Annotated in this window: 33 protein-coding genes; 11 read left to right on the forward strand and 22 right to left on the reverse strand. The window is 66.2% G+C overall.

Annotation, left to right across the window (positions count from 1 at the left end):
- Nucleotides 1–8: 8 nt before the first annotated feature.
- The 5 genes from A8M77_RS15495 to A8M77_RS15515 form a co-directional block, all read right to left on the reverse strand.
- On the reverse strand, nt 9–887 hold the full coding sequence (locus tag A8M77_RS15495; protein WP_086922398.1) for a biotin-independent malonate decarboxylase subunit beta: 879 nt from the start codon (nt 885–887) through the stop codon (nt 9–11).
- Nucleotides 884–1,216 carry a malonate decarboxylase acyl carrier protein gene (gene mdcC / locus A8M77_RS15500; RefSeq protein WP_086922399.1) on the reverse strand — a complete coding sequence of 111 codons (333 nt, stop codon included), beginning with the start codon at nt 1,214–1,216 and terminating at the stop codon, nt 884–886. The genes A8M77_RS15495 and mdcC overlap by 4 nt, the downstream gene beginning before the upstream one ends.
- Nucleotides 1,217–1,230: 14 nt before the next feature.
- Nucleotides 1,231–2,913, reverse strand: a complete 1,683-nt coding sequence (mdcA, locus tag A8M77_RS15505) for a malonate decarboxylase subunit alpha (protein WP_086922400.1) — start codon at nt 2,911–2,913, stop codon at nt 1,231–1,233.
- 39 nt (nt 2,914–2,952) lie between these two features.
- Nucleotides 2,953–4,326: an SLC13 family permease gene (locus tag A8M77_RS15510; RefSeq protein ID WP_086922401.1), complete on the reverse strand. Its 1,374-nt coding sequence runs from the start codon at nt 4,324–4,326 to the stop codon at nt 2,953–2,955.
- 160 nt (nt 4,327–4,486) lie between these two features.
- Entirely contained in the window at nt 4,487–5,401 is a 915-nt protein-coding gene (locus A8M77_RS15515; protein ID WP_086922402.1) for a LysR family transcriptional regulator, read from the reverse strand.
- Between the two features lie 230 nt (nt 5,402–5,631).
- On the opposite strand from A8M77_RS15515, the gene A8M77_RS35235 reads away from it, so the two are divergent.
- Nucleotides 5,632–5,889, forward strand: coding sequence for a hypothetical protein (locus A8M77_RS35235; RefSeq protein WP_143694617.1), 258 nt, complete (start codon nt 5,632–5,634; stop codon nt 5,887–5,889).
- On the opposite strand, the gene A8M77_RS15520 is transcribed toward A8M77_RS35235, so the two are convergent.
- The 9 genes from A8M77_RS15520 to A8M77_RS15560 form a co-directional block, all read right to left on the reverse strand.
- Complete coding sequence (locus A8M77_RS15520; protein ID WP_086922403.1) at nt 5,874–6,404, reverse strand: dihydrofolate reductase family protein; 531 nt, start codon at nt 6,402–6,404, stop codon at nt 5,874–5,876. The genes A8M77_RS35235 and A8M77_RS15520 overlap by 16 nt on opposite strands.
- 156 nt (nt 6,405–6,560) lie before the next feature.
- A complete protein-coding gene (locus A8M77_RS15525; RefSeq protein WP_086922404.1) occupies nt 6,561–7,712 on the reverse strand; it encodes a site-specific integrase in 1,152 nt (383 codons plus the stop codon).
- A complete protein-coding gene (locus A8M77_RS15530) occupies nt 7,685–7,927 on the reverse strand; it encodes a hypothetical protein (RefSeq protein WP_086922405.1) in 243 nt (80 codons plus the stop codon). Before A8M77_RS15530 ends, A8M77_RS15525 begins: the two co-directional genes overlap by 28 nt.
- Complete coding sequence (locus A8M77_RS15535) at nt 7,915–8,505, reverse strand: hypothetical protein (protein ID WP_143694618.1); 591 nt, start codon at nt 8,503–8,505, stop codon at nt 7,915–7,917. Before A8M77_RS15535 ends, A8M77_RS15530 begins: the two co-directional genes overlap by 13 nt.
- A gap of 41 nt (nt 8,506–8,546) precedes the next feature.
- Complete coding sequence (locus A8M77_RS15540) at nt 8,547–8,873, reverse strand: hypothetical protein (protein ID WP_086922407.1); 327 nt, start codon at nt 8,871–8,873, stop codon at nt 8,547–8,549.
- Nucleotides 8,870–9,958, reverse strand: coding sequence for a hypothetical protein (locus A8M77_RS15545; RefSeq protein WP_086922408.1), 1,089 nt, complete (start codon nt 9,956–9,958; stop codon nt 8,870–8,872). The genes A8M77_RS15540 and A8M77_RS15545 overlap by 4 nt, the downstream gene beginning before the upstream one ends.
- Nucleotides 9,955–10,317, reverse strand: coding sequence for a hypothetical protein (locus A8M77_RS35240; protein ID WP_143694619.1), 363 nt, complete (start codon nt 10,315–10,317; stop codon nt 9,955–9,957). The genes A8M77_RS15545 and A8M77_RS35240 overlap by 4 nt, the downstream gene beginning before the upstream one ends.
- Nucleotides 10,307–11,152, reverse strand: coding sequence for an ORF6N domain-containing protein (locus A8M77_RS15555; RefSeq protein WP_086922410.1), 846 nt, complete (start codon nt 11,150–11,152; stop codon nt 10,307–10,309). Before A8M77_RS15555 ends, A8M77_RS35240 begins: the two co-directional genes overlap by 11 nt.
- Nucleotides 11,149–11,337 (reverse strand): Arc family DNA-binding protein, encoded by a 189-nt coding sequence (locus A8M77_RS15560; RefSeq protein ID WP_086922411.1) that lies wholly within the window; start codon nt 11,335–11,337, stop codon nt 11,149–11,151. The genes A8M77_RS15555 and A8M77_RS15560 overlap by 4 nt, the downstream gene beginning before the upstream one ends.
- An 81-nt stretch (nt 11,338–11,418) precedes the next feature.
- On the opposite strand from A8M77_RS15560, the gene A8M77_RS15565 reads away from it, so the two are divergent.
- The gene (locus A8M77_RS15565; protein ID WP_086922412.1) at nt 11,419–11,976 is read left to right on the forward strand and encodes an Arc family DNA-binding protein; all 558 of its coding nucleotides are present in this window, start codon (nt 11,419–11,421) and stop codon (nt 11,974–11,976) included.
- Between the two features lie 26 nt (nt 11,977–12,002).
- Here A8M77_RS15565 and A8M77_RS15570 read toward each other — a convergent pair whose 3' ends face one another.
- The 7 genes from A8M77_RS15570 to A8M77_RS15595 all read right to left on the reverse strand — a co-directional run bounded on the left by A8M77_RS15570 (nt 12,003) and on the right by A8M77_RS15595 (nt 15,205).
- Entirely contained in the window at nt 12,003–12,593 is a 591-nt protein-coding gene (locus A8M77_RS15570; RefSeq protein WP_086922413.1) for a hypothetical protein, read from the reverse strand.
- Nucleotides 12,590–13,021 carry a hypothetical protein gene (locus tag A8M77_RS15575; RefSeq protein ID WP_086922414.1) on the reverse strand — a complete coding sequence of 144 codons (432 nt, stop codon included), beginning with the start codon at nt 13,019–13,021 and terminating at the stop codon, nt 12,590–12,592. The genes A8M77_RS15570 and A8M77_RS15575 overlap by 4 nt, the downstream gene beginning before the upstream one ends.
- A gap of 76 nt (nt 13,022–13,097) precedes the next feature.
- Nucleotides 13,098–13,328 carry a hypothetical protein gene (locus A8M77_RS15580; protein ID WP_086922415.1) on the reverse strand — a complete coding sequence of 77 codons (231 nt, stop codon included), beginning with the start codon at nt 13,326–13,328 and terminating at the stop codon, nt 13,098–13,100.
- Complete coding sequence (locus A8M77_RS15585) at nt 13,325–13,510, reverse strand: hypothetical protein (protein WP_086922416.1); 186 nt, start codon at nt 13,508–13,510, stop codon at nt 13,325–13,327. The genes A8M77_RS15580 and A8M77_RS15585 overlap by 4 nt, the downstream gene beginning before the upstream one ends.
- A complete protein-coding gene (locus A8M77_RS15590; RefSeq protein WP_086922417.1) occupies nt 13,507–14,280 on the reverse strand; it encodes an SGNH/GDSL hydrolase family protein in 774 nt (257 codons plus the stop codon). Before A8M77_RS15590 ends, A8M77_RS15585 begins: the two co-directional genes overlap by 4 nt.
- Before the next feature lie 2 nt (nt 14,281–14,282).
- Nucleotides 14,283–14,444 carry a hypothetical protein gene (locus A8M77_RS36445; protein ID WP_192871624.1) on the reverse strand — a complete coding sequence of 54 codons (162 nt, stop codon included), beginning with the start codon at nt 14,442–14,444 and terminating at the stop codon, nt 14,283–14,285.
- Nucleotides 14,445–14,527: 83 nt separating this feature from the next.
- Nucleotides 14,528–15,205, reverse strand: coding sequence for a helix-turn-helix domain-containing protein (locus A8M77_RS15595; RefSeq protein ID WP_143694620.1), 678 nt, complete (start codon nt 15,203–15,205; stop codon nt 14,528–14,530).
- 44 nt (nt 15,206–15,249) lie between these two features.
- Between A8M77_RS15595 and A8M77_RS15600 the strand changes: the two genes are divergently transcribed.
- The 9 genes from A8M77_RS15600 to A8M77_RS15640 all read left to right on the forward strand — a co-directional run bounded on the left by A8M77_RS15600 (nt 15,250) and on the right by A8M77_RS15640 (nt 19,790).
- On the forward strand, nt 15,250–15,471 hold the full coding sequence (locus tag A8M77_RS15600; RefSeq protein WP_086922419.1) for a hypothetical protein: 222 nt from the start codon (nt 15,250–15,252) through the stop codon (nt 15,469–15,471).
- Between the two features lie 347 nt (nt 15,472–15,818).
- Nucleotides 15,819–16,115 (forward strand): helix-turn-helix domain-containing protein, encoded by a 297-nt coding sequence (locus A8M77_RS15610; RefSeq protein WP_086922421.1) that lies wholly within the window; start codon nt 15,819–15,821, stop codon nt 16,113–16,115.
- Nucleotides 16,115–16,387, forward strand: a complete 273-nt coding sequence (locus A8M77_RS35245; protein ID WP_143694622.1) for a hypothetical protein — start codon at nt 16,115–16,117, stop codon at nt 16,385–16,387. The genes A8M77_RS15610 and A8M77_RS35245 overlap by 1 nt, the downstream gene beginning before the upstream one ends.
- Nucleotides 16,387–17,031, forward strand: coding sequence for a hypothetical protein (locus A8M77_RS15615; protein ID WP_086922422.1), 645 nt, complete (start codon nt 16,387–16,389; stop codon nt 17,029–17,031). The genes A8M77_RS35245 and A8M77_RS15615 overlap by 1 nt, the downstream gene beginning before the upstream one ends.
- Nucleotides 17,032–17,044: 13 nt before the next feature.
- A complete protein-coding gene (locus tag A8M77_RS15620; RefSeq protein ID WP_086922423.1) occupies nt 17,045–17,557 on the forward strand; it encodes a hypothetical protein in 513 nt (170 codons plus the stop codon).
- Nucleotides 17,558–17,569: 12 nt separating this feature from the next.
- Nucleotides 17,570–18,190 (forward strand): DUF3102 domain-containing protein, encoded by a 621-nt coding sequence (locus A8M77_RS15625; RefSeq protein ID WP_086922424.1) that lies wholly within the window; start codon nt 17,570–17,572, stop codon nt 18,188–18,190.
- Nucleotides 18,187–18,690 (forward strand): hypothetical protein, encoded by a 504-nt coding sequence (locus A8M77_RS15630; RefSeq protein ID WP_086922425.1) that lies wholly within the window; start codon nt 18,187–18,189, stop codon nt 18,688–18,690. The genes A8M77_RS15625 and A8M77_RS15630 overlap by 4 nt, the downstream gene beginning before the upstream one ends.
- Nucleotides 18,691–18,879: 189 nt before the next feature.
- Nucleotides 18,880–19,275, forward strand: coding sequence for a hypothetical protein (locus A8M77_RS15635; RefSeq protein ID WP_086922426.1), 396 nt, complete (start codon nt 18,880–18,882; stop codon nt 19,273–19,275).
- Nucleotides 19,275–19,790 (forward strand): hypothetical protein, encoded by a 516-nt coding sequence (locus tag A8M77_RS15640; RefSeq protein ID WP_086922427.1) that lies wholly within the window; start codon nt 19,275–19,277, stop codon nt 19,788–19,790. Before A8M77_RS15635 ends, A8M77_RS15640 begins: the two co-directional genes overlap by 1 nt.
- Nucleotides 19,791–20,037: 247 nt before the next feature.
- Here A8M77_RS15640 and A8M77_RS35250 read toward each other — a convergent pair whose 3' ends face one another.
- Nucleotides 20,038–20,433: a hypothetical protein gene (locus A8M77_RS35250; protein ID WP_143694623.1), complete on the reverse strand. Its 396-nt coding sequence runs from the start codon at nt 20,431–20,433 to the stop codon at nt 20,038–20,040.
- Nucleotides 20,434–20,443: the final 10 nt, after the last annotated feature.

Raw genomic sequence — 20,443 nt, forward strand, 5'->3', positions numbered from 1 at the left:
GCTCCTGGCTAGTGGGCGCGCAGGGCGCGAATGGCTTCCACCGGAAGCTCGGGGACGTGCTCCGCGTCATCGATGCCGAGTGCGCGCCAGAGCAGCGTCGCTTCGTCGCGGCCTTCGCTGTCGGCCGGCAGGGCACGCAGGCGTGCCGCGAGCAGTGCGTGCTCCTCCTCCAGGCCCGCCAGGGTCAAGGGCCTCGATGCGTCGATCGCCGCGACGGCTGCCGCGCGAAACGCAGCGACATCGTCCTCGACCAGCGCATCGCAGTCCCCCGTCAGCCATCGGTGCTTGCCGCCGGTCGTGCGCCACACCAGGGCCCGGTCGCGCGAATCGAATTCCTCCACGCCGTGCGAGGCCTCGATCACTTCGGGCCCCGACATCGCCAGCCGCCCGACATCGCTCATCACGATGAAGTCGGCACAACGCGCCACGATGCCCATGCCGCCGAAGCAGCCGTTGGCGCCGCCGATCAGCACGACGACCGGGATGCCTGCAGCGCGCACGTCGAGCAGCGCGCGCATCACTTCCGACACGGCGATCAGCCCCGCATTGGCTTCGTGCAAGCGCACGCCGCCGGACTCGGCCAGCAGCAGCACGGCAGCCGGCCGGTCGCGCAGTGCCCGCTGCAGCAGGCCGACCAGCTTGGCGCCGTGCACCTCGCCGACGCCGCCGCCCATGAACGCGCCTTCCTGGGCGGCAACGAACACCTGGCGGCCGCCCAGCGTCGCGCGGCCGACCGCCACGCCGTCGTCGAAGGCCGAGGGCACGCCGAGCTGCGCCAGGTGCGGGCTCATGACCCGCTCGCTCGGCGGCAGCCATTCGTGAAAACTCCCGGGGTCGAGCAGCAGCGCCAGCCGCTCGCGCGCCGAGCACTCGGCATAGCTGATCATGGCTGTCCTCCGGTGATCTCGGCCACCGCCTGGTCGAGCCGCAGGCTCACCACCGCGGGCGTGGCGCCCATGTCGTTGATCGAAACGCGCACGCCGGCCAGCGGATGGCGCGCGTGGAAGTCGTTCATCACGGCCTGCCAGATCGGCCCGAAGCCGCGCGCGGAGGTCTCGACGCGCACCGCGCAGCCGTCGCCTGCGGCCGGCTCGAGCATGACCTCGAGGTTGCCGGAGCCGACGACACCGACCAGCACCGGCGCGAAGGCGCCGGCCGGCCGGCCGCCGGTAAAAGAAAAGTCCAGGGTTTCGAGCCCTGCGGGAAGGTCACTCATCGTCGGATCTCCGGTTACCAGTTCCTGAAGCGCTTGGGCGGCTGGTACAGGCCGCCCGAGGCGCGGACGAGGTCGCGCATGTTGCGTGCGGCCAGCAGGTTGCGCGTCGCCTGGCGGGGATCGATGCCCAGGTCCTGCGGTCGGCGGATGACGCCGCGGTCCCTCAGGTTCTCCACCGCGCGCCGGTCGCGCGCCAAGCCCACCGCGGTGTAGCCGGCCACGCCGCGGATGGCCTGCTCGCGCTCCGCGTCGCTGCGGCACAGCAGCAGGTTGGCGATGCCTTCCTCGGTGAGGATGTGCGACACGTCGTCGCCGTAGATCATGATCGGCGGCAGGGCCATGCCGGCCTGCTCCTGCAGCGTCCAGGCATCGAGCCGGTCGACGAAGGCGGGCTGCATGTGCTCGCGGAAGGTCTCGACCATCTGCACGACCAGCTTCTGCCCGCGCGGCGTGCCGGCCGCGCCGGTGCGCCCGGCCCGCGCCTCGCGCCCGGCCTGCAGCCACGCCGGGCTGGCATGGCGCCGGCCGCGTGCATCGGCGCCCATGTTGGGCGCACCGCCGAAGCCGGCGATGCGGCCCAGCGTCGCGGTGGAGCTGTTGCCGTCGAGGTCGATCTGCAGGGTCGAGCCGATGAACAGGTCGCAGGCGTAGTGGCCGGCCGCCTGGCAGAAGGCCCGGTTGCTGCGCAGGCTGCCGTCGGGCCCGGTGAAGAACACGTCGGAGCGCGCGCGGATGTAGTCCTCCATGCCCAGCTCGGAGCCGAAGGAGTGCACCGACTCGACCCAGCCCGCCTCGATCGCCGGGATCAGCGCCGGGTGCGGGTTCAAGGCCCAGTGCTTGCCGATCCTGCCCTTGAGGCCGAGCGATTCGGCATAGGTCGGCAGCAGCAGCTCGATCGCCGCGGTGTCGAAGCCGATGCCGTGGTTCAGGCGCTGCACGCCGTACTCGGCATAGATGCCCTTGATCGCCATCATCGCCATCAGCACCTGGACCTCGCTGATCTGCGCCGGGTCGCGCGTGAACAGCGGCTCGATGACATTGGGCCGCGGTGCCTTGACGACGAAGTTCACCCAGCCGGCCGGGATGTCGATGCGCGGCAGCGTCGTGGTCTTGCCGTCCACCCATTCGTTGACCTGCGCGATCACGATGCCGCCCGAGAACGCGGTGGCCTCGATGATGGCCGGCGTGTCTTCGGTGTTGGGGCCGGTGAAGAGATTGCCCTCGGCATCGGCCGCCTGCGCCGCGACCAGCGCCACCTTGGGCGTCAGGTCCACGAAGTAGCGTGCGAACAGTTCGAGGTAGGTGTGGATCGCGCCGATCTCGATGCGGCCGCCCGACACCAGCTTGGCCAGGCGCGCGCCCTGCGGTCCCGAGAAGCTCAGGTCGAGCCGCGCGGCGACGCCGTTCTCGAAGATGTCCAGGTGCTCCGGCAGCGCCAGCACCGATTGCACCATGTGCAGGCCGTGCACGCGCTGCGGGTCGACGTTCACCAGCGCCTGCGCGAGGAAGTCCGCCTGCTTCTGGTTGTTGCCCTCGAGGCAGACGCGATCGCCGGGCAGGAGCACGGCTTCGAGCAGGGTGCCGACGGCATCGGCATCGACGCGCTTGCCGTCGAGCCGCGTTCCGAGCGCGGTGGCCGCGCGTGCCAGCCGGGCGGCGCGGTCCTCGGCCTTGAGATTCCAGGGGCTGGAGTTCATGGAGTGGATCGGGTTGAATGAAGTGGGTGGAGCCGGTGCCTACAGTACGACGAAGAGCAGCCACACCACCACGGGCGCGACCAGCGTCACGATGGCGCCGTACACCATCAGTTGCCGGAAGAACACGTTGCGGTCCACGCCCTTCGCATTGGCGAGCACCAATGCACCGTTGGTGGAGAAGGGACTGACGTCGACGATGGTCGAGGAGACGGCCATGGCGGCGATGAACCCGATGGCGCTGACGGCGTTGTCGCCCTGCAGGAAGGGCACGGCCAGGGGGATCAGCGAACCGAGCACGGCGGTCGAGGAGGCGAATGCCGACACCACCGCGCCGACGAAGCACAGCAGCAGGGCCGCCATCAGCGGCGAGGTCAGGCCCGCCACGCTGTGGCCGACGAAATCGATGGTGCCCATCTTTTCCAGCACGCCCACGTAGGTGCTGACGCCGACGATCAGCATGATCTCCGGCCATGACACCTGGCCCAGGGCGCGCTTCTGCAGATCGGGCGCCATCAGCGTCAGCAGGAGGCCGATGGTGATCGAGACGAAGCCGATGTCCTGCTTGAAGAACAGCGTCAGCACGGCCAGCGCCAGCAGGCCCAGCACGGTGGCGATCTGGTAGAGGCGCGAACCGGCGTCGGCCGGGACTGCCGGCGCCACGTCCATGAGCGATTCGCCGGCCGCCGTCGCGATGCGCCGCTCTTCCGCGAACGATTCGGCCTCCGCATCGCCGAACACCTGCGCCCCGCCCTGTGCATGGGCAGCGCGGCGCGTGGCCGGCACTGCGCCGCTCACGTCGGCCTTCTGGCGCAGCAGCTTCATGCCCCCCATCAGGAAGAACAGCAGCAAGGACACGGACAGGTTGACGCCGAGGCTGGCGAACATGGTCGCCATCTCGCTCAGGGGCAGGCCGGCCTTGGCGACGATCTTGTTGGTGATGCCGCCGTAGATGCTGATCGGCGAGAAGCCGCCGCCCTGCGCGCCGTGCACGACCATCAGGCCCATGAGCAGCGGATTGATGCCGTACTTGGCGGCAAAGCCGAGCGCGATCGGCGCGATGATGGCCACCGCGGCCGGGCTCACGGCACCCACCGCCGTCAGCAGCGCGGCGATGAAGAACATGATCCAGGGAATGGCGGCTATGCGCCCGCGCACCGCACGCACCGCCAGCCTGACCAGCCAGTCGATGGTGCCGTTGTTCTGCGCCAGCGCGAACAGGTAGGTGATGCCGGCCAGGGTGAGAAACAGGTCGGCGGGAAAGCCGCCGATGATCGCCTTCGCGTTCATGCCGGCGACCAGCGTGCCGACCAGGAAGGCACCGACGAAGGCGATCACGCCCATGTTGATCGGCAGCACCGTGGCGAGCACGAACATGCCCACCAGTACGTAGATCGAAATCCAGTGTGAACTCATCAAAGCGTCTCCGGAGTTTTGGGTGCGACGCCGATGAGCACCGTGCGTCTGGGGGTGTACGGTACGGACCCCCTCCCGGACGATCAATGAAGCGGTCTCGTCGACCTTTACGCCTTCTGAAACGATCGAGGGTTAACCCCAATCGGACGCCGCGGCGTACTCAGCCGAGTTCGGCCTTGGCGAGGCGGCACACCGACAGCAGCGCCAGCAGGTTGGGGTCGCGCTCGCGTGTGCGCAGGAAATTGAGCGCGATGGTCTGGCGCATCAGGTATCGGGGCTGCAGCGGTATCAGCTGCACGTTGTGCGGCATGACGCCGCGCACGCGGCCCGGCAGCAGCGTGAAGCCGACGCCGCCGCTGACCAGGTTCATCAGCGAGAAGATGTCGTCCGTCTTCATGACCACGTTGGGCGTGAAGCCGGCGATGCGAAAGGTGTCGACGAAGCCGCTGTAGGTGACGAAGCCCTCGCTCAGGCTCACGAAGCGTTCGCCGGCGCACGCGCCCAGATCGATCTCCTTCTGCGCCGCATAAGGCGAGCCGACGGGCGCGGCGAAGTGGATGTCGTCCTCGAACAGCGGCTCCGATTCGACGTCCGAGGCATCCTCGGGGATCGCCATGAGTGCGGCATCGACCGTGCCATCGCGCAGCTTCTGCAGCAGCTGGGCGTTGGAGCCGAGCACCAGTTCGGTGTGCAGGTCCGGCTTGCGCAGCTTCATCCCCATGATCAGCCGCGGCACCGTGCGGCTCGTCAGGGAGTAGAGCGAGCCGATCCGGATCCGGTCGGCCGAGTAGCCGGCGACTTCGCGCGTGACGCGGATGCCCTTGGACATCGTGCGCAGGACATCGCGTGCCACCTCCGCCAGTGCCTGTGCCGCTTCGGTCGGGTGCAGATGGCGGCCCTCGTGCCGGAACAGGGCGCAGCGCAGCCCCGATTCCAGCGCGTGCAGGGCGCGGTGGACGCTCACCGCGCTGATCTCGAGCTTTTCGGCCGCGCGGGCAAGATTGCCGGTCTCCATGAAGACCAGGAGGATTTCGAGCCGGCGGAAGGTGATCTCTTCGTCGACGTGCAGATGCATGATCGGGTCGTGGAATTTAACCGAATCCCCTCGACAGGAGCCCCTCGGGAGGTACTGCCGGGCAGGGCCTGAAATCGTCCCTTGATCACGCTGAACTATCGGCCGTCTCTTGACGGTTGTTCAGTCCGTGTCGTCGAAATCTGTCTAAGCTTTGCGTTCCGCTGCGACGAGGTGACCGTTGAAACTGCACTCCCCTTCGGAGGGCTGCATGGATCTTCCGGGAGATTCAAATGGCCGATTCAAGTATCCGGTCGATATTTGACTATCACGGTGCCAGGATCACCATCGAGTACACCGGTACAGGCTCAGTCGGTGCGAACGTGCATCGAAACGGTGTTTTCATAGGCCGGCTGGCGGTGTCCGGTGAAGCAGACGCCGATGCACTTGCGGAGAAGCTCATCAGGAAAGCCAAGGCGCTTGTTGACGAGGTCGGCTCGGTGCCGCGGCGATTTCCATCTGGCGAGGCGCGAGATCAGGCCGGCACGTAGGTCAGCCTGATCACATCCTCACCGATCCGATCATGGGTCACGAGGCGAAGCGGCGGCCGGGGTCCGGCGAAGTAGGGCTTGCCGTGACCGAGCACGACGGGGTGCAGGTAGATCCGGTACTCGTCGATCAGGCCCAGTCCGGTGAGGCTTTGCGCCAGGTCCGGGCCAGCCACTTCGATCTCTCCATCGCGCTCGGCCTTCAGCGCACGGATCGCCCCCTCGAGATCGCCTTCGACCAGCCTGGCGTTGGGGCCGACCGACTTCAACGAGCGCGAGACGACCCATTTCGGCTGCTTCCGCCACGCCGCCGCGAAGGCCTGTTCCTCCGCAGTCCATTCGGGGTGCTCGTCGTCCCAGTAGCGCATGACCTCATACATCCGGCGACCGTACACACTGCCCGCCTGCCCCCGAGCTTCCTCGATGAAGTGGCGGAAGAGCGTGGGGCTTGGCCCGAACGCCATATGGTCGACGTAGCCGTCCAGGGACTGGTTCATTCCGAACACGAGTTTGGCCATGCCACTCCTTTTCTCGCGCGGTGCATCCGCGCGCGGTGCGGCTGATGGACCAACACCTTGCTGGTGCCCCCGACAGGAATCGAACCTATTTTGAGGGGAAAACGCCAGAAATCGGCGGATTCCCTCGATAGGCGCCCCTCTGGAGGCTCTGCCGAACTACGTTGAATTCGTCCCTTCTGTCCCGGTTTTTGTCCCGGTCTTGGGGCTGATGAAGGCGTCCAGGGCGTTGCGCTCGGCGCCGTGGTCGGCACCCTTGATCCAGCGGCTGTAGACCCGGAAGAACATCTCCACCGAATGCCCGAGCTGCCCGGCGGCCCAGGCCGGCCGGTTGCCCGCCATCAGGCACATGGTGGCGAACGTGTGGCGGGTCTGCCTGGCGTCGCGGTAGCGCAGCTTCGAGACCTTCATGGCGGGCTTCCACCAGTCGTCAAGCGGTCCATCGGTGCCGGCGAAGGGCTTCCCGTGTCGATCCACGAACACATGGCCGCCGGCCAGTTGCGTGCGGGCGCGCTGCCGCTCGAGCACGCGCAGCGCGCGGCCGCTGAGCTCGACGATGCGCACGCTGCTGGTCTTGGTGCCTTTTTCCTTGCCGCGGGTGAGCGCCGTGTCCACCTTGACGGTGCCGGAGCGCAGGTCGGCGCGCGTCCAGCGCAGGGCGATCTGCTCGGACGGCCGCAGGCCCGAGAAGAAGGCGAACTCGTAGTAGTCGCGGGCCTCGTCCTCCGTGAACTTGGTGAGCAGCAGGTCCACCTCGGCGAGATCAAACGGATCAGGCTCCGGCTCCTGGCGCCGGCGCATGGCGATGTGCTCGTGCAGGGGCTCCCGGATCGTCTTCGCCAGGTAGGCGTAGTGCAGGACCTGCTTGATGACCGTGGCGATGTTGTTGAAGGTCTTCGGGTTCTCCGGCAGCTTGGCCAGCAGGCCCATCAGCAGCCGGTAGTCGAAGTCGGCCATGTGCTTGCCGCGCACCTCGTCGAAATGCAGGCTGCCCAGCGTTTGCTCGTAGTGGTGCATGGTGCTGTGCTGCACCGTTGGTTTCTTGATCTTCAGCCACTCGGTGGCGACCTGCGCCCAGGTCAAGCTCGGCGCGTCGGTCTTGCAGCGCGGGCTGTCCGGGAAGTAGTCCGCCAGGGCGAAGGTGCCGCGCTCGATCTTGCCCAAGATCTCGTTGCGCAGCTTCTCGGCGTAGCGGATGTTCGAGGGCGTGGGCGGCAGATCCAACCGCTCCTTGCCGAAGCCATGCCGGCGCAGATCGATCTGCAGGTGGGCGTCCCGGACGATTACGCCGGTTGATGTTCCTCTTGGCATTGGGTCTGCCGGGGCTTCCGGCCTCGCTTGCTGGGGATGCTGGGGCGCTTGGCGATCAGATCGTACAGCGCGTCCAGGTCGACAAGCTTCCGCCCGTCGAACCATTTCCAGACCCTGCCCTCGGGCCACTCGCCCGAGGCGCCGGTGCGCTCGTGGAAGAAGGACGCTGGCAGGCCGGTCTGTTCCGCCGCCTTTTCGATCGTCACCCAGTGCATGCTGCGTCCTCGCGCTCGGCTTCGTACAAGGCCTGGGCCATCTCCAGAAGGCGGATGGGGTCGGGCGGCGAGCCTTTGCTCCCGCCAAGGCCGTTGATTTCTGCGCAGAACTCGTAGGCCAGTTGCTCCTGCTTTTGGCTGACGGCGTCGAACTCAGGCCGCCACGCCCAGCCCAACGCCTTCTCGATCCCGCGGGCGAACTGGAGCCATCCCCACGTCTTGAGGTAGCCGTCGAGACCGCCGGGCAAGCCGTTGATGATGTCCTCGATCGTGCCTTCGGGGAGCGGCGCGGCGGGGGCCTTTTTCTCTGGCGTGAATGGCGGCCACGGCAGCACGTCCTTGTGCACCAGCTTCGCGGCGCTCAGGTTGTCCAGGATCTTGTCGCCGATTTCGCTCCCGAACTGCCTGAGGTCCGAGAGCATCGAGCCGACGACCTGGTAGGCCTCGTAGCAGACCAGCTGGGCCTCGGATGGTTCGGCCAACTCAGCCTTCTTGGGGCTCTTGCCGTCGATGTAGTCCAAGAGCAGCTGCACGGCCTCTTCGACTTGGTGGCGGCGCAGGCCGGCGATCAGGTGCACCAGGCGAGGCTCCAGCGCTTCGCGGGAAAGGGGCGGTGTGCTCATAGCGGTGGGCTCCCATGGACTACAGGGAAGGGCCATTGCACGCGGGGCGGGGCGACGGCACCGCGCCAGATTTCGACGCGCAGGCAACCCTTCGCGACGCGGCGCACCTGCAGGCGGCCGCACTCGCCGAGGAGGCTTCGCGGATCGCCACGCCGCGCCCGCGTGCCGTCGGCATGGAAGGTCACCGCGGTGGTGCCGTTGCCTGGCGCACCGGGCAGTTGCCAGGGCCGGAGCACGCCGGCGGCGAGCAGGGCTTCTGGCAGGCCGACGTAGGCGTCGCGGTCGGCGCGCTGCTCGAACGACAGCCCGGCGCGGACGTTCATGCCAGAACCTCCATCGCCTCATCGAGCATGTTCATCTGCAGCCAAAGGAGGGTCCGCATCGCATCGGAGTCCGGTTCATCCCATGCCACGTCGTTGATGGAGAAGTCGTCGCACAGCTGGCGTAACTTCTCGCTCTTCGTCCTCCAGAAGGAGAGCTTGTTGAGGTTGCAGCGTGCACGTTCGATCCAGATCAGAAGCTTGGTGATCTCGAGCGCGTTGCTGCAATTCATATGAGCGTCATCCTCGGCGATCCCTGTTGCTTGCGGGGGCGCGGTTTGCTCTTCGACTGGCTCGGTGGTGGGTCGCTCGGCCGGAACGTTGTCCTCATCACCACCGGACTCGGTCCCATCGGCGCCAACTTCGCCCGCTTCGAACTCTGCCATCGACAGATCGAATTCGTCAGCGATGACTCCCCCGCAACTGAGCTTGGCGGAGAGCACGGCAGCGAACCCCTCGAGCGTCTCCGGGTTGTCCATGAGCCACTCCAGGTAGATCTTGGCGAACCGGTACTGCGCTTTGCCGCCGCGACACCAGCGCTTCGCGGCGGCTGTGTCATCTGTGCCGGCGAGCAAGAGCCTGTCGGCGTTGCGCAGCATTTCGAGCGCCATGCCGCGGCCGTCCTCGAAGGCATGGCGCTGTTCGTCGACGTATTTCTGCGAGATCTGCGGCTCGGCCGGCCAGAAGCCGGGACGGTCCATCAAGTGGTATGCGCTGTCGGTGCACTCGAAGGCCTGCTGCAAGACCAAGCTGCGGGCTCCGCCGCTTGTGGCTCCGGCGCCGTCGATCAGGCTCTGCAGGTCGGCCAGCACATCGATCGCCGCGTCGACAGAATCGCGAGAGAACGCATCGGACCGGAGCTTGCGGTGAAGGTCGGTCAGCGTTGGATCGATGGCCATGCGCATCAGGCGCTCGCCGAAGTCGCCGGGCTCCCCGATCTCCCGGGCCTGGTCGATCAGTTCCTCGGCCCTCCGCAGCAGCCGGCAGATCTCGGACATCGCGAACTGCGGCGTCTCCGCTGCCGGCGCGTCTGCCTTCTTCGCGCTCTTCGCGCCCTTGGCGCGCGGCTTGGTCGCGGCGGCGCTCATGCTGCACCCCGCTCACCGAAGTTGGGGCCGAAGTTCCAGCGGTCGTGTCCACCGATCACCGTGCCGCGCGAGCCGCCCGCCGCGGTGTCGCTCAGCGCGCCGATGCTCGTCGCGATGATCAGGGCGGCGTCTACGGCAATTCCCGCAACCCATTCGTCCTCCTGGGTCTGCGCCAGCATCAGTAGCTTGCAAAGGGTGTCGCTATAGCCAGCGATCGTCTCGAGCACGGTTTTCGCCTGAGCGGTGGTCAGGGTGCTGGCCTCGTTCTCGATCGGCGCGGCCGGGACGGCTGTAGAGGGCGCAGGGGTCTTGGCAGAGCCGGCTTTGCGAGCAGGCGCTAACGTGGCATCATTCGACATGTGAAGTCCTTTGCTCTTTAGACGGGGTGGTGGTTTTCACAGAAGCCCGGGCGCTCTCACCTGCCTGGGCTTCACCTTTTCTGGCTCCGCGCGGTGAGGCGCGAGCCGATGCGGTGCGCTCGGACATGAGCGCGTTGACGGTGGCGGCCAGGTCTGCGACCGAGCCGGCCATCAGGTGCATGCTCTGCAGCGCCTGTTCGAGGGGCTGCAGGGTGGCGGGTGCCGGCAGCGCCTGCGGCAGATCCAGGTCGGCGACATGCCGGCTCGCGATCGACAGCGCCTCGGCGAACTCGCGCCGCGGGATCTCGCGATAGCTGACCTTGAAGTGCGCCTTGAGCTTGCTCCAGCCGCGCGTCAGGAAGGCTCCCCGCTGCTTCAGCGGCAGGCGCTCGGCGCCCTCGGTGAGGATCGTGCGCAATTCGTCCTGTTCGGCCTTCGTCAGCGTGTCACGGGCGCCGACGGCGTAGGCGATGCGCGGCGCCACCGGCCGGTTGTTGAAGTAGCTGTTGACCAACTGCCGCTGCACGCTCCAGGCGAGGTCGTCGTTGAAGGGCTTGACCAGCATGGTGTAGCCGGCCTCGGTGATCAGGATCACATCGTTCCGACGAAGCGCGTCAGGAATGGCGCCCGGGTTGTTCCGACGAATTTCGTCGGAACTGGCGATGAAGAAATCCACGCCTTCAACGAAGCGTGCGCGGTGCTCCCGGAAGTTGCGGCCGGCCGTGCCCTTCGAGCGCTCGTGCACCGCGTCGACCATGGTGAGCGTCACGACGCGCTGGCCCTGGAACTCGATCACCTGCAGGTCGGTGTCGTTGATCTTGACGATGCTGCTCACTGGGCACCGCCTTGCTCGGACTGCTGGTCGGCTGCGGGCTTGCGCTTTCCCTTGAAGGTCGAGCGCAGGCGGTTGACGATCTCGCCGTTGAGGCTGCGGTCGTTCTCGTCGGCTGCGCTCTTCAGCGCCGCCTTCAAGTCCTCGGGCAGGCGGACCGGGGTGGGTGCAGTTTGTTCGGTAGCCATGGTGTAGATTCTGAAAGAGTCAACTATGAAGAGTCAAGTAGATTCTTTGTTGAAGGATCAAAAAGAGTCGATGATTGGGTGATGGAGCCCAAACAACAGCCGCCGTACCCCTTGCGTATGCCGCCTGAACTTCGCGAGCGCTTGGAGCGCCACGCAGCGGATGGCAAGCGCAGCCTCAATGCCGAGATCGTCTCTATCCTCGAGCAGGCCATTGACGACGAAGGCAACCCGCTCATGAAGCTTGAGTTGGCGCGCCTGCAAGCGGATGTTTATCGCCACGAATGGGCAAGCCAGATCCACCAAGTGCGGTTCGTAACTGCTGTCGATTTGTTGCGCATAGTGCTGACGCGCTGCGGAGCGCAAGGGCTCAACCCGTTGAAGCCGCGCGAGGCCGAGACTTTTGAGAAGATGTTGGTCGAGGCAGAAAGCATCGAGGTGGGGCGCGATGTCTCCGCCGAGAAATCTTCGGCGCAGTTGTTCGCCACGCAGGCGAAACTGAAGGAAGCAATCGAGTTCTACCGCGATGCGATGAAGCCAGGGCGGGTTCGTCGCTTGGACGAAGTCACCAAGGCAAAGCCGGGTGACGATCCGCCGCTCGTCCGCCCGAAGCGGGGCGCGAAGGCGATCAAGGTGGAGTGAAGCGGCGGTCGTCCCAAGCCCTGACATCACGCCTTGCCTCCCACCAGCCGCTCCATCAGCGGCCGCTCGCGGTACTCGCCGAAGGCGCCGCCGAACATGTCGTTCGCTTCGTCGTGGACCACTCGGTCCAGCTTCTCGTTCGTCTGCAGCGCGTGCATGAAGGCCATGGTGTGGCACCACTTCAGCGGCCGGATCGCGATGTCGTCGTCCTTGGTGGCGGAGTTCTCGAGGTCCAGCACGCAGATGAGGTGCGAGGTCTTGCCGCCGTACTGCCGGACCAAGTCGGTGTCACGATCGGCGCGGTTCGTCTCCAGGGCGTCGAAGATTGCCGCGCGCGGCACCTGGGCGTCATCGAGAGCAGCGCAGAGCGGCATGAGGTAGTTGCCGATCTCGATCTCGGCGAACTTCAGGTCGACCAGACGCTCATCGTGCTCCGCGATGCATCGTTGCGCGGTGGCGTCGCCCGAATTGCTTTCGAGCACGCGTGCCCACGCCGCGCGCAGGCTGCGTCTCTCGTCGCGTGAGTGGATGAGCCATCGCGCGGTGAGGCGCAGGGCGACCAACTGCTTGATGAGATGTTCGCCGGTTTCGTGGCCGGTCAGCACGAGCGGATTCACGAACCGCTCCGGCTCGCTTCCAACTCGTCCGCGTGCCGGGCGTCGGCCGCTGCCTGGAATCTGATGCGGGCTTCCGTCGCGCGCAGCTCAAGGTCGGTCATGTGTTCCAGCAGGACGAACACCTCTTCGCCGTTGCGGATGACGGGGTAGCGCTGCTGCAGGCCGCTGCCATATTCGGCCGTCGCCGGCACCTTGGGTGTGAACAGGTCGTCGAGCGCGCTCACCGCGGCTCCCAGTTCGTCGATGGCCGCTTCGGCGAAGGCGTCGCTGTCTTCGGCCACCACGACTCGCCCGTCGCCGATCGCACCGGCGAGGATGTTCGCCGCGTGCAGGATGCGCAGACGGGTGTCGTCCGGGATGAGGCGAAGGTCGAGCGCAGTCGTCGGCCCGTTGCCGATCTGGGAAATGATGATGGGTGAAGTGTTCAAAGGGATCTCCAGATGGCGCGCAGCGCGAGCGCGAGCAGGAACAGGGGGAAGAGGGCCGCATCGACGGCAAGGCGCTTCATTTCAGTTCCCGGGGCCACGTCAGCAGCTCGGAGATCGTGCCGTCCGAGCGCACGTGGTAGACGGCCAGGATGCCGTTGATGTTGCGGAGCACGACGTACTCGCGCCCCTTTACCGTCTCGAGGCCGCTGGTGTCGCTGGGCTGCTGCGGCACCTCGGCGGTGGACAGGTAGTCGGCGGTGGCCCAGCGCAGCAGGCGCTCTTCCTTCCCGGCAGTGATCGCGCTCATGCGAAGTGCCTTTCGTAGAGCTCTTCGAGCGTGTCGATCTGCGCCTCGGTGAGGCTGGTGGTGTTGTCGCCATTACTGGTCTGGCGCACCACGTTCTTGATGAAGCGGTTCTGCCAGGGCGTTACGTCCTTGGTGTCGGCCAGCCCGGCCACCTTCTTGACCATGGTGTTGAGTGCCGTCATGCGTTGCACTCCGGCGCGGCCTTGTCCAGTGCGCGCACCAACTGCTCGACCAGCCGCGTCGAGTAGGCTTGGCCCGGGTGCACGTCGTCGGCCATGTCGGCCGGGTCGAATGCGGCCGCGCCCCAGTCGGCGAAGATGGCGCCTTCCTCGGCGGCCACTTGCCGGGCCAGGTCGTCGTAGGCATCACGCCACGGCGGAGCGCCGCGGACACGCGACAAGCCGGTTACGACCGGTGTGCGCCCGAGGCCCTTCGCGCGCTGCACCATGGCGCGCAGCGGTTCCTTGTAGTCGAACCCGTTGCCGCCGTCGTTGATGCCGAACTCGATCACGATGAACCTCGCGTCGAGCAGCTCGGTCAGAAAGCCGGGCATGCGCAAGTTCACGTAGGCGCCGGGCTGGCTGCGATCGGTGACGGTGTACATCGGCCGCATGCGCTTGATGGCCGCGGCCGGCGGCTCAGTCAGTCGGCCGGCGCCGAACGTGGAGCCGTGCAGGATGCTGTCGCCTTCGAGCCAGACCGAGCACACGGGCGGCGGCTTGATCGGCTGCTCGGGCTGCGGGTTCTGGTGGGTCGGGGCGGGCAGTGTCGCGATGGGGCCCCCACCGCCGCCGCCACCGCCACCGCCGCCGCAGCCAGAGAGGACTGCGATTGCGAAGGCCGAGGCGACGACACGGGCGGGCGTGGCGTCCTCGCGCTCGTCGCGGCCATGCATGTCGCCGAACAACCAGCCGAATAGGCGTGATGCGAGGATGAGATCGAGCCAGGCCATGGTCAGTACCCCAGCCAGGTCAGAACCTCGGAACCGCGATAGCTGGCCCGGTCGCCCACCTCGGTCAGGAAGGCTTCAAAGCCGCCGTCGCAGTCGTGTCGGGCGATCTCGCGGCGGGCCTGCTCGCGGCTCACCGTCGCTTCATAAGCTTCGTCGAAATCCATTTCTCGCTCCACAGCGCCCGGGATGGGCGTGGAGCGATTATTCAAATACGACAGTCAGTCGTCAAGCGCAAATGAATATTTCTCTACTCGATCTTGCGCCAGCGGGATGGAGAAACGACAGCGACGATGTGTTCGGTCTTGGTCACCGAGGCCCTGGGTAGTGTCTGCCGAGCACCCCAGGCCGCAGAGTCGACGTAGTAGTTGTCGTCGGTCTCGCGAAGCAACTCGCGCAGTAACACGTCGCCATTGCTGAGATGAAACAGGCCTAGATCGCCAGGTGCTACAGGGCTGGTGGCCTCGACAACTACAAACTGCCCATCCTTCAGCGCGGGCGCGTTCCTGTCGCCGACAACCTTGATGGCATACCCATCGTGCACGCCCGAGCCGAGCACGACGCCACCTGCTGCCGCGTCATGCTCATCGATCTGGACGTTCCCCTCTAAGAACAATGAGGAGCCGCGGACTGCCAAGCCGACAACATTGCCACCCCCTGTGAACTCCATGTCTGGCGAAGCGGGCTGCCCCCAGGGCTCACCTTCGCCTGTCGCCAGCCAGTAGGGATCGCAGCCGAGGGCGCGTGCCATCTGCACGACCTTGGTCGATCCCGACACCGTGCCGTTCTCCAGCTTGGAGATGTCTCCCTGCCCAACGGCTGCCCGCTGCGATAGCTCCGCCTGCGTCATGCCCTTGCGTAGTCGGGCGGCCTTGATTCGAGAGCCAAGCGTGTCCATGGCTTCATTTAATCGCACTTGCATATTCATGAACGACACATCAAAATCCTATGAATATGGAAAATGGAATATCCATGGAAGCACCCGACTACCTGCGAGCCCTGCTTGCGTCCGGTATGACGCAAGTGGCCATCTCGGAGCAGACGAGCATCCCGCAGCCGACCTTGTCGCGAATCGCGCGGGGGAAGGCTAAGGACGTGCCTTCGAAGCGTGCGCGCAAGCTTCAGGCGCTCTGGGAACTGAGGCTTGGGGGGCGCGAGCGCGCAGCAACCTTGCCCGAGCCGAAGGCGGCTTGAGCCATGGCCCGTCACCTTCCGAGGCGTCGACCAGTCACCGGGCGCAGGCGCCGAACTGGCTCGAGCGACTCGATCCTGCTTTCGGAAAAGCGGACCTCGAGCACGCCCTCGTTCCATCGCATGCTCAATCGCGAGATGTGCACGGCCGTCCGAGCCATGCCGGGCTGGCCTGGGGCCGCGTTGGTCGACATGAGAGTTCGCGTTGAGTTGTGGATCAGCGCGGGATCGGCGGAAAGGGCAGGGCGGTAGGTCATGGCACCGAAGTCTCCGATCCGTGGCGCCGAAGGCCTAGCAAGGCCGTCGCAATCCGCCGCAAGCGGGCGCATGGCGGCGGAAGGGCATGCAACGTGAGCGAAGCCCTCGACGCCCGCGCCCACAAGATCCAGACCTCGATCCTGCAGGCGGTTCAGCGCAATTCGACCCAGGCCGCCATTGCCGCGAGCATGGGGATCAGCGAATCGACGCTGTCGCGCTTCCTCAACGACCACGCAGAGCGCTTTGCCGCGGTGCTCGCGCACGCGGGCCTGCGTGTGGTCGGGGAGAACATGCGCTGCCTGCCGACCGACTACGTCGACGCGCTGCTGCTGATGGCGAAACAGCATCTGAGCACCGTCCAGACGGTGCGCCACCTGGAGTGGGACTGATGCGTGGCGGCGAAGTCGCATGTCCGCATGCCACTCGGCGTCCGCGCCGCATCCAGCGCGCCGGGCCTGCTGGGCCCAAAGACTGGCCAGCATGGCGCGATCGCCTGCGGGCCATTCCATCTTGCGACGCTTGGCGCACGCACCCCGACGATGGGCCGCGGCTCTACGTGGTGTGCCTGTACGGCGTCGAGTGGACTGTCTCCACGATGGCCGAGGTGAAAAGCGCCGTCCTGCGTGCGGAGCAGATCGAGCGCGACCGCATGGAGTGGTGATGTCGGTCAGGTACAAGAAGACCAGCCGGGACGGCAGCAGCTTTCTCTTGCTTCCCCATGTCGTGCTGGAGTCACCCGCCTATCGCCGGGTGAGCGTGTACGCCCGCGCTCTGCTGATGGACATCGCCATGCAGCTCAAGGGCTCGAACAACGGGTGGCTGCTGTGCTCAACCACGCACATGAAGCCCTTGGGTTGGACCTCGCAGAGCACGCTCCATAAGTCGAAGACCGAGCTGCTGGACGTTGGCCTGATCTTCGAGACCGTGAAGGGCCAGCGGCCGAACAAGCCATCGCGCTACGCGGTGACCTGGCTGGCCCTCGATCGTTTGCCAGGCTTCGATCAGGGCGCCCTGGAGTCCTTCGTGCGCAGTGCCTACCGCAAGGGCGATGCCGCGCCGCCGATGCCGGATCCAAAGCCGACGCGCGAGCAGCTTTTCGAGAAATGGCGGCCCGAAAACAAAAACGCATCCCTTAGTCCGCCGCACGGACTAGAGAACCCCTCTATAGGTCCGCCCCACGGACTAGAAGGGGCTCGCTCTAGTCCGCCACACGGACCTATGCGGGCCCAAAACACCCCCCTCTCTAGTCCGCCCCACGGACAGTATCTAGATAAACCATCTGTCCTGCCTGTTCCAACCACCTGAAGGAAACGAAATCATGACTGCTACCAAGCCGCCCGCCGGCGTCGAAAACATTCCCGACCTCACGATCGTCGACAACGGCGACGGGACCTGGAACCTTGAACAACTGGGTGGCCAGGACATCGACTACTTCCGGGTTGCCGTGCACCCGATGCACGTCCGCCACTTGGCCGAGAAGCTGGGCATCCTGACCGGTGGCGCGGTGCCGGCCGAGCTCGCGGCGGCCCGCGCGGAGATCTCGCGCCTACAGCGTGCCCTGGTCAATATCCGGGGCAGGGTGGTGTCTCTGCACGAGGATCTCTTGTTGACGGCCGGCATGGGGCACGAGGAACTCGATCGTGAGCTTGATGCGACGAGTTGCATCTGGGACATGTTGAACTTCGTCTGCGCCGACTTCGAGCAGCAGCCCGCCGCCGCAGCAGCGCCGGCTGTCCCCGCCGCGTCCCCAGGGACACCAGAGGCCTGTCCCCAGGGACAGAAGCGGGACACCTCCAGCGCCGGCCCGCTCTTCGAGCAGGTAGCAGCGTGAGGGGCGGAGATCATGGATTCCGCCCTGCGCCTGAACATCGCGTCGGACATCAACCGGCACCACGAACTCGCCTGCCTGCGTGCAGACGAGGCGATCAACCATGCCGCCGAGGCCGGCAAGCTTCTGCTGGAGGTCAAGGCTGCGCTGAAGCATGGCGAGTGGCTGCCGTGGCTGGAGGAAAACATCTTCGTCAGCGCCCGCCAAGTGCAGCGTTACATGCAGGTGGCCCAGGGCCGACCGCTGCCCTTGAGGGCGTTGGTGACGAAACCGAAGCCCCAGGCAAATGCGAAGCCGGTGTCGCATTTGGTGGTGGACGCGCCGCGTTTATTTCCTGGCGGACCGCCCGTGGCGGAGTTCGTGCCCGAGGCTGGCCAGTGCTATGCGGTGATCCTGCCGGACACGACGGTGTTCGCAGTCGAGCCCTCGCTGAAACATCCCGGCTACTTCTTCGTGTCGAAGATGGACGCGACCACCGACGTGGTCGACTACACGCGCCGGCCGGTGGCCGCTGCGTGGGTGGAGGTGAACCTGCAGTACTTCGGCCTGGAGAACCCCGCATCGGCTGCGTGGCGCACGAAGCCCTCCGCCGGCGTGGTGGAGGCCTTGGGCACGTTCCCGGAGTGCGCAGCATGACCACGCCGCACGACGAAGGCGCGCTGATCGCCGACCTGCCGGACCTGCGCATCGAGGTCAGCCACAGCGAGGACATGGTGATCCTGCAGCAGGGCGGCCACACCGACGAAGCCGACCGCATCGCGGTGCACCGCTGGCATGTTCCGCTGATCGCGGAGGCGCTGGGCATCCGCCAGGAACTGAACGCGACGGCGCAGGACCAGCTGGCGGCCGAGCGCGAGCGGACCAAGCGCGCGGAGGCCATGGTCGCCACATTGAAGCGCCGCATGCTGTTCCTGAAGGAACGCATCGAGCATCTGGACGAAGGCCTGTGGGGCCACCCGGATCCGGAGCGCGCGGACGTGGTGACCGATCGGATGTTCAGCGACGCGACCTCCGATTTCGCCCGCGAGTTCTGCCTCGAATTCGATGACGGGAAGCAGGCCGTGACGGAGTGGCAACGGCCGTCTGCGGCGCCCGTCGGCGCGGGCCCGCTCTTTCCCGAGGAGCCGGGCCAATGAAATCAACGGCTTGCCACCGGAAACAACGGTTGCGCAGCGGATGCGCAGCTGCTGGCCAGAGGTGGCAAACGGATGCCCACCCGATGGCACCCCGATGGCAAATGCCATCGCCCCCCGATGGCAACCCGATGGCTGCGCGCATGGCAGCGGGCCCTGATCACAACACCCTCGACCACGAAAGGACCAACCATGGATGAATTCAGCGACGCCCGGGCCATCGGCCAAGGGCGCGACAACTTCTCGCAGCAGATCCGCGAGAAGCAACGCTTGGCGCAGGCGCAGGACCGGCAGGCGTTCGTCACGGGCCTGATTGCCGGCGATGCGCCCCGAAACGGGACGCCAGCCGAGGCAGCGGCAGATGAGGCCCGGGAAGCCGCCGACCAACTGCGCAAGGTTGTCGAGCAACTGCGGACGCGCCTCGGGCCTGTGCTGGCCCCGGAACCGTCGACGGGGGAACAGGAGGCAAAGCGCGCAACGCCGATGCACGGCGGGAGCCCGATCGTTACCGAGTTCGGCCATCTCGCCCGGATGTCGGAGTCCACGGCGGCCGTGCTGTCCGATCTGCTGCGCCGGCTCGAGGTCTGATGCTCGAGACGAAACCGCGGCCCCTGTCCGCACAAGCCAAGAGCCTGATCCAGATGGCCGGCGACATCTGGGCGGCGGAAGCCCGGGCCCATGTCGATCCGGCGCCTCCCGCGCCAGCGCGCCCGAGGTACAAGCCGGAACGCTGGGAGCTCAAGATCGACTTCCATGCCGTTGAGCCGCACCAGCTGGACATCGACCGCCGGCTGCGCAATTGGGGCACCTGGTGCACCAGCACGCCGCATGCCGCCTCCGCGCCGATGTTCCGGCTGGCGGTACCGGCGGCGCGGGCCCGTGCGTACGGCAGCGTCACGGCCGAGCCGGTGGACCGGTCGGATGCGATCAGGATCGCCCGGGCGGTTGCCGCGCTGCCTCGCGGGCACGCTGCGGCCTTGCACTGGGCCTACATCAAACCCGTAAGCCCTCGGAAGGCCTGCCAGTCCATCGGCACGACTCTGGCCGGGCTGGCAAAGTTGCTAACCGACGGCCGGCAGATGCTCGTCAACCGCGGGGTCTAGCTGGGTCTCGCGACATTTGCTTGCATCCTGGGTACAATCCGCGCCAACGACTGAGCGCATACGCATAGTGGTCGCCCGATCCATGTAGGAGGCGGCGCTGCCGGTGAAGCTCAGAGACTCGAGCCCTCCGCGTGGAGGGCTTTTTCGTTTCCGCTCGGCGTTTCTGCTTCCACCCTCGAAGACCCTCCACAAGCCGCATCGCTCGCTGATCCGGCGAGGAACAGGATCAGCGAAATGAGCGCTGAGCTCAATCTAATTCGAGAGCTCGCTTTAGGCTGTGCCGATAGTAGGAGAACTCCATTTGGGCTTCATGGACGGCCGAGTACCAATGAGACCCGATCGGATTTGAGTTGGTGGCGGGCCTCAAGGCAATGGCGGCCTTGCGCACCGCTGGATCGTAGAACGCCGACTCGCACACTGTGAGTGCTCTGTTTCGCGTGGGCTGATGCACAAACGGCGCTTTTGCAGCGGTCTTCAGGTCATTCTTGAGTGAACGATATAGCTCCTCGACCGCCTCCCGCTCTGCTGGGGGAAGCCAACGCTTCTCGCCAAGGAGAGTCATGATTTCCTCGCAGCGCGCTTCGAAGGCGGCCATGGCAGAAAGTACTGCCTCAACGTCGTCCGGATGAAACTGATTTGGCATTCCGCCCTCC

Source organism: Variovorax sp. JS1663, assembly GCF_002157355.1.
Classification (GTDB): domain Bacteria; phylum Pseudomonadota; class Gammaproteobacteria; order Burkholderiales; family Burkholderiaceae_C; genus Variovorax.

What these genes read in the sequence shown, in the direction of transcription:
- A8M77_RS15580 (WP_086922415.1), bottom strand. Translation starts at nt 13,328, where the DNA reads ATGAGCGCGATCACTGCCGGGAAGGAAGAGCGCCTGCTGCGCTGGGCC.
- A8M77_RS15560 (WP_086922411.1), bottom strand. Translation starts at nt 11,337, where the DNA reads ATGGCTACCGAACAAACTGCACCCACCCCGGTCCGCCTGCCCGAGGAC.
- A8M77_RS15620 (WP_086922423.1), top strand. Translation starts at nt 17,045, where the DNA reads ATGACTGCTACCAAGCCGCCCGCCGGCGTCGAAAACATTCCCGACCTC.
- A8M77_RS35245 (WP_143694622.1), top strand. Translation starts at nt 16,115, where the DNA reads ATGCGTGGCGGCGAAGTCGCATGTCCGCATGCCACTCGGCGTCCGCGC.
- A8M77_RS15530 (WP_086922405.1), bottom strand. Translation starts at nt 7,927, where the DNA reads ATGCACTGGGTGACGATCGAAAAGGCGGCGGAACAGACCGGCCTGCCA.
- A8M77_RS15640 (WP_086922427.1), top strand. Translation starts at nt 19,275, where the DNA reads ATGCTCGAGACGAAACCGCGGCCCCTGTCCGCACAAGCCAAGAGCCTG.
- A8M77_RS15615 (WP_086922422.1), top strand. Translation starts at nt 16,387, where the DNA reads ATGTCGGTCAGGTACAAGAAGACCAGCCGGGACGGCAGCAGCTTTCTC.
- mdcC (WP_086922399.1), bottom strand. Translation starts at nt 1,216, where the DNA reads ATGAGTGACCTTCCCGCAGGGCTCGAAACCCTGGACTTTTCTTTTACC.
- A8M77_RS15520 (WP_086922403.1), bottom strand. Translation starts at nt 6,404, where the DNA reads ATGGCCAAACTCGTGTTCGGAATGAACCAGTCCCTGGACGGCTACGTC.
- A8M77_RS15590 (WP_086922417.1), bottom strand. Translation starts at nt 14,280, where the DNA reads ATGGCCTGGCTCGATCTCATCCTCGCATCACGCCTATTCGGCTGGTTG.
- A8M77_RS15635 (WP_086922426.1), top strand. Translation starts at nt 18,880, where the DNA reads ATGGATGAATTCAGCGACGCCCGGGCCATCGGCCAAGGGCGCGACAAC.
- A8M77_RS15565 (WP_086922412.1), top strand. Translation starts at nt 11,419, where the DNA reads ATGGAGCCCAAACAACAGCCGCCGTACCCCTTGCGTATGCCGCCTGAA.
- A8M77_RS15510 (WP_086922401.1), bottom strand. Translation starts at nt 4,326, where the DNA reads ATGAGTTCACACTGGATTTCGATCTACGTACTGGTGGGCATGTTCGTG.
- A8M77_RS35235 (WP_143694617.1), top strand. Translation starts at nt 5,632, where the DNA reads ATGGCCGATTCAAGTATCCGGTCGATATTTGACTATCACGGTGCCAGG.
- A8M77_RS15495 (WP_086922398.1), bottom strand. Translation starts at nt 887, where the DNA reads ATGATCAGCTATGCCGAGTGCTCGGCGCGCGAGCGGCTGGCGCTGCTG.
- A8M77_RS15625 (WP_086922424.1), top strand. Translation starts at nt 17,570, where the DNA reads ATGGATTCCGCCCTGCGCCTGAACATCGCGTCGGACATCAACCGGCAC.
- A8M77_RS15595 (WP_143694620.1), bottom strand. Translation starts at nt 15,205, where the DNA reads ATGAATATGCAAGTGCGATTAAATGAAGCCATGGACACGCTTGGCTCT.
- A8M77_RS15585 (WP_086922416.1), bottom strand. Translation starts at nt 13,510, where the DNA reads ATGACGGCACTCAACACCATGGTCAAGAAGGTGGCCGGGCTGGCCGAC.
- A8M77_RS36445 (WP_192871624.1), bottom strand. Translation starts at nt 14,444, where the DNA reads ATGGATTTCGACGAAGCTTATGAAGCGACGGTGAGCCGCGAGCAGGCC.
- A8M77_RS35240 (WP_143694619.1), bottom strand. Translation starts at nt 10,317, where the DNA reads ATGTCGAATGATGCCACGTTAGCGCCTGCTCGCAAAGCCGGCTCTGCC.
- A8M77_RS15600 (WP_086922419.1), top strand. Translation starts at nt 15,250, where the DNA reads ATGGAAGCACCCGACTACCTGCGAGCCCTGCTTGCGTCCGGTATGACG.
- A8M77_RS15515 (WP_086922402.1), bottom strand. Translation starts at nt 5,401, where the DNA reads ATGCATCTGCACGTCGACGAAGAGATCACCTTCCGCCGGCTCGAAATC.
- A8M77_RS15545 (WP_086922408.1), bottom strand. Translation starts at nt 9,958, where the DNA reads ATGAGCGCCGCCGCGACCAAGCCGCGCGCCAAGGGCGCGAAGAGCGCG.
- A8M77_RS15630 (WP_086922425.1), top strand. Translation starts at nt 18,187, where the DNA reads ATGACCACGCCGCACGACGAAGGCGCGCTGATCGCCGACCTGCCGGAC.
- A8M77_RS15540 (WP_086922407.1), bottom strand. Translation starts at nt 8,873, where the DNA reads ATGAACGTCCGCGCCGGGCTGTCGTTCGAGCAGCGCGCCGACCGCGAC.
- mdcA (WP_086922400.1), bottom strand. Translation starts at nt 2,913, where the DNA reads ATGAACTCCAGCCCCTGGAATCTCAAGGCCGAGGACCGCGCCGCCCGG.
- A8M77_RS15525 (WP_086922404.1), bottom strand. Translation starts at nt 7,712, where the DNA reads ATGCCAAGAGGAACATCAACCGGCGTAATCGTCCGGGACGCCCACCTG.
- A8M77_RS35250 (WP_143694623.1), bottom strand. Translation starts at nt 20,433, where the DNA reads ATGCCAAATCAGTTTCATCCGGACGACGTTGAGGCAGTACTTTCTGCC.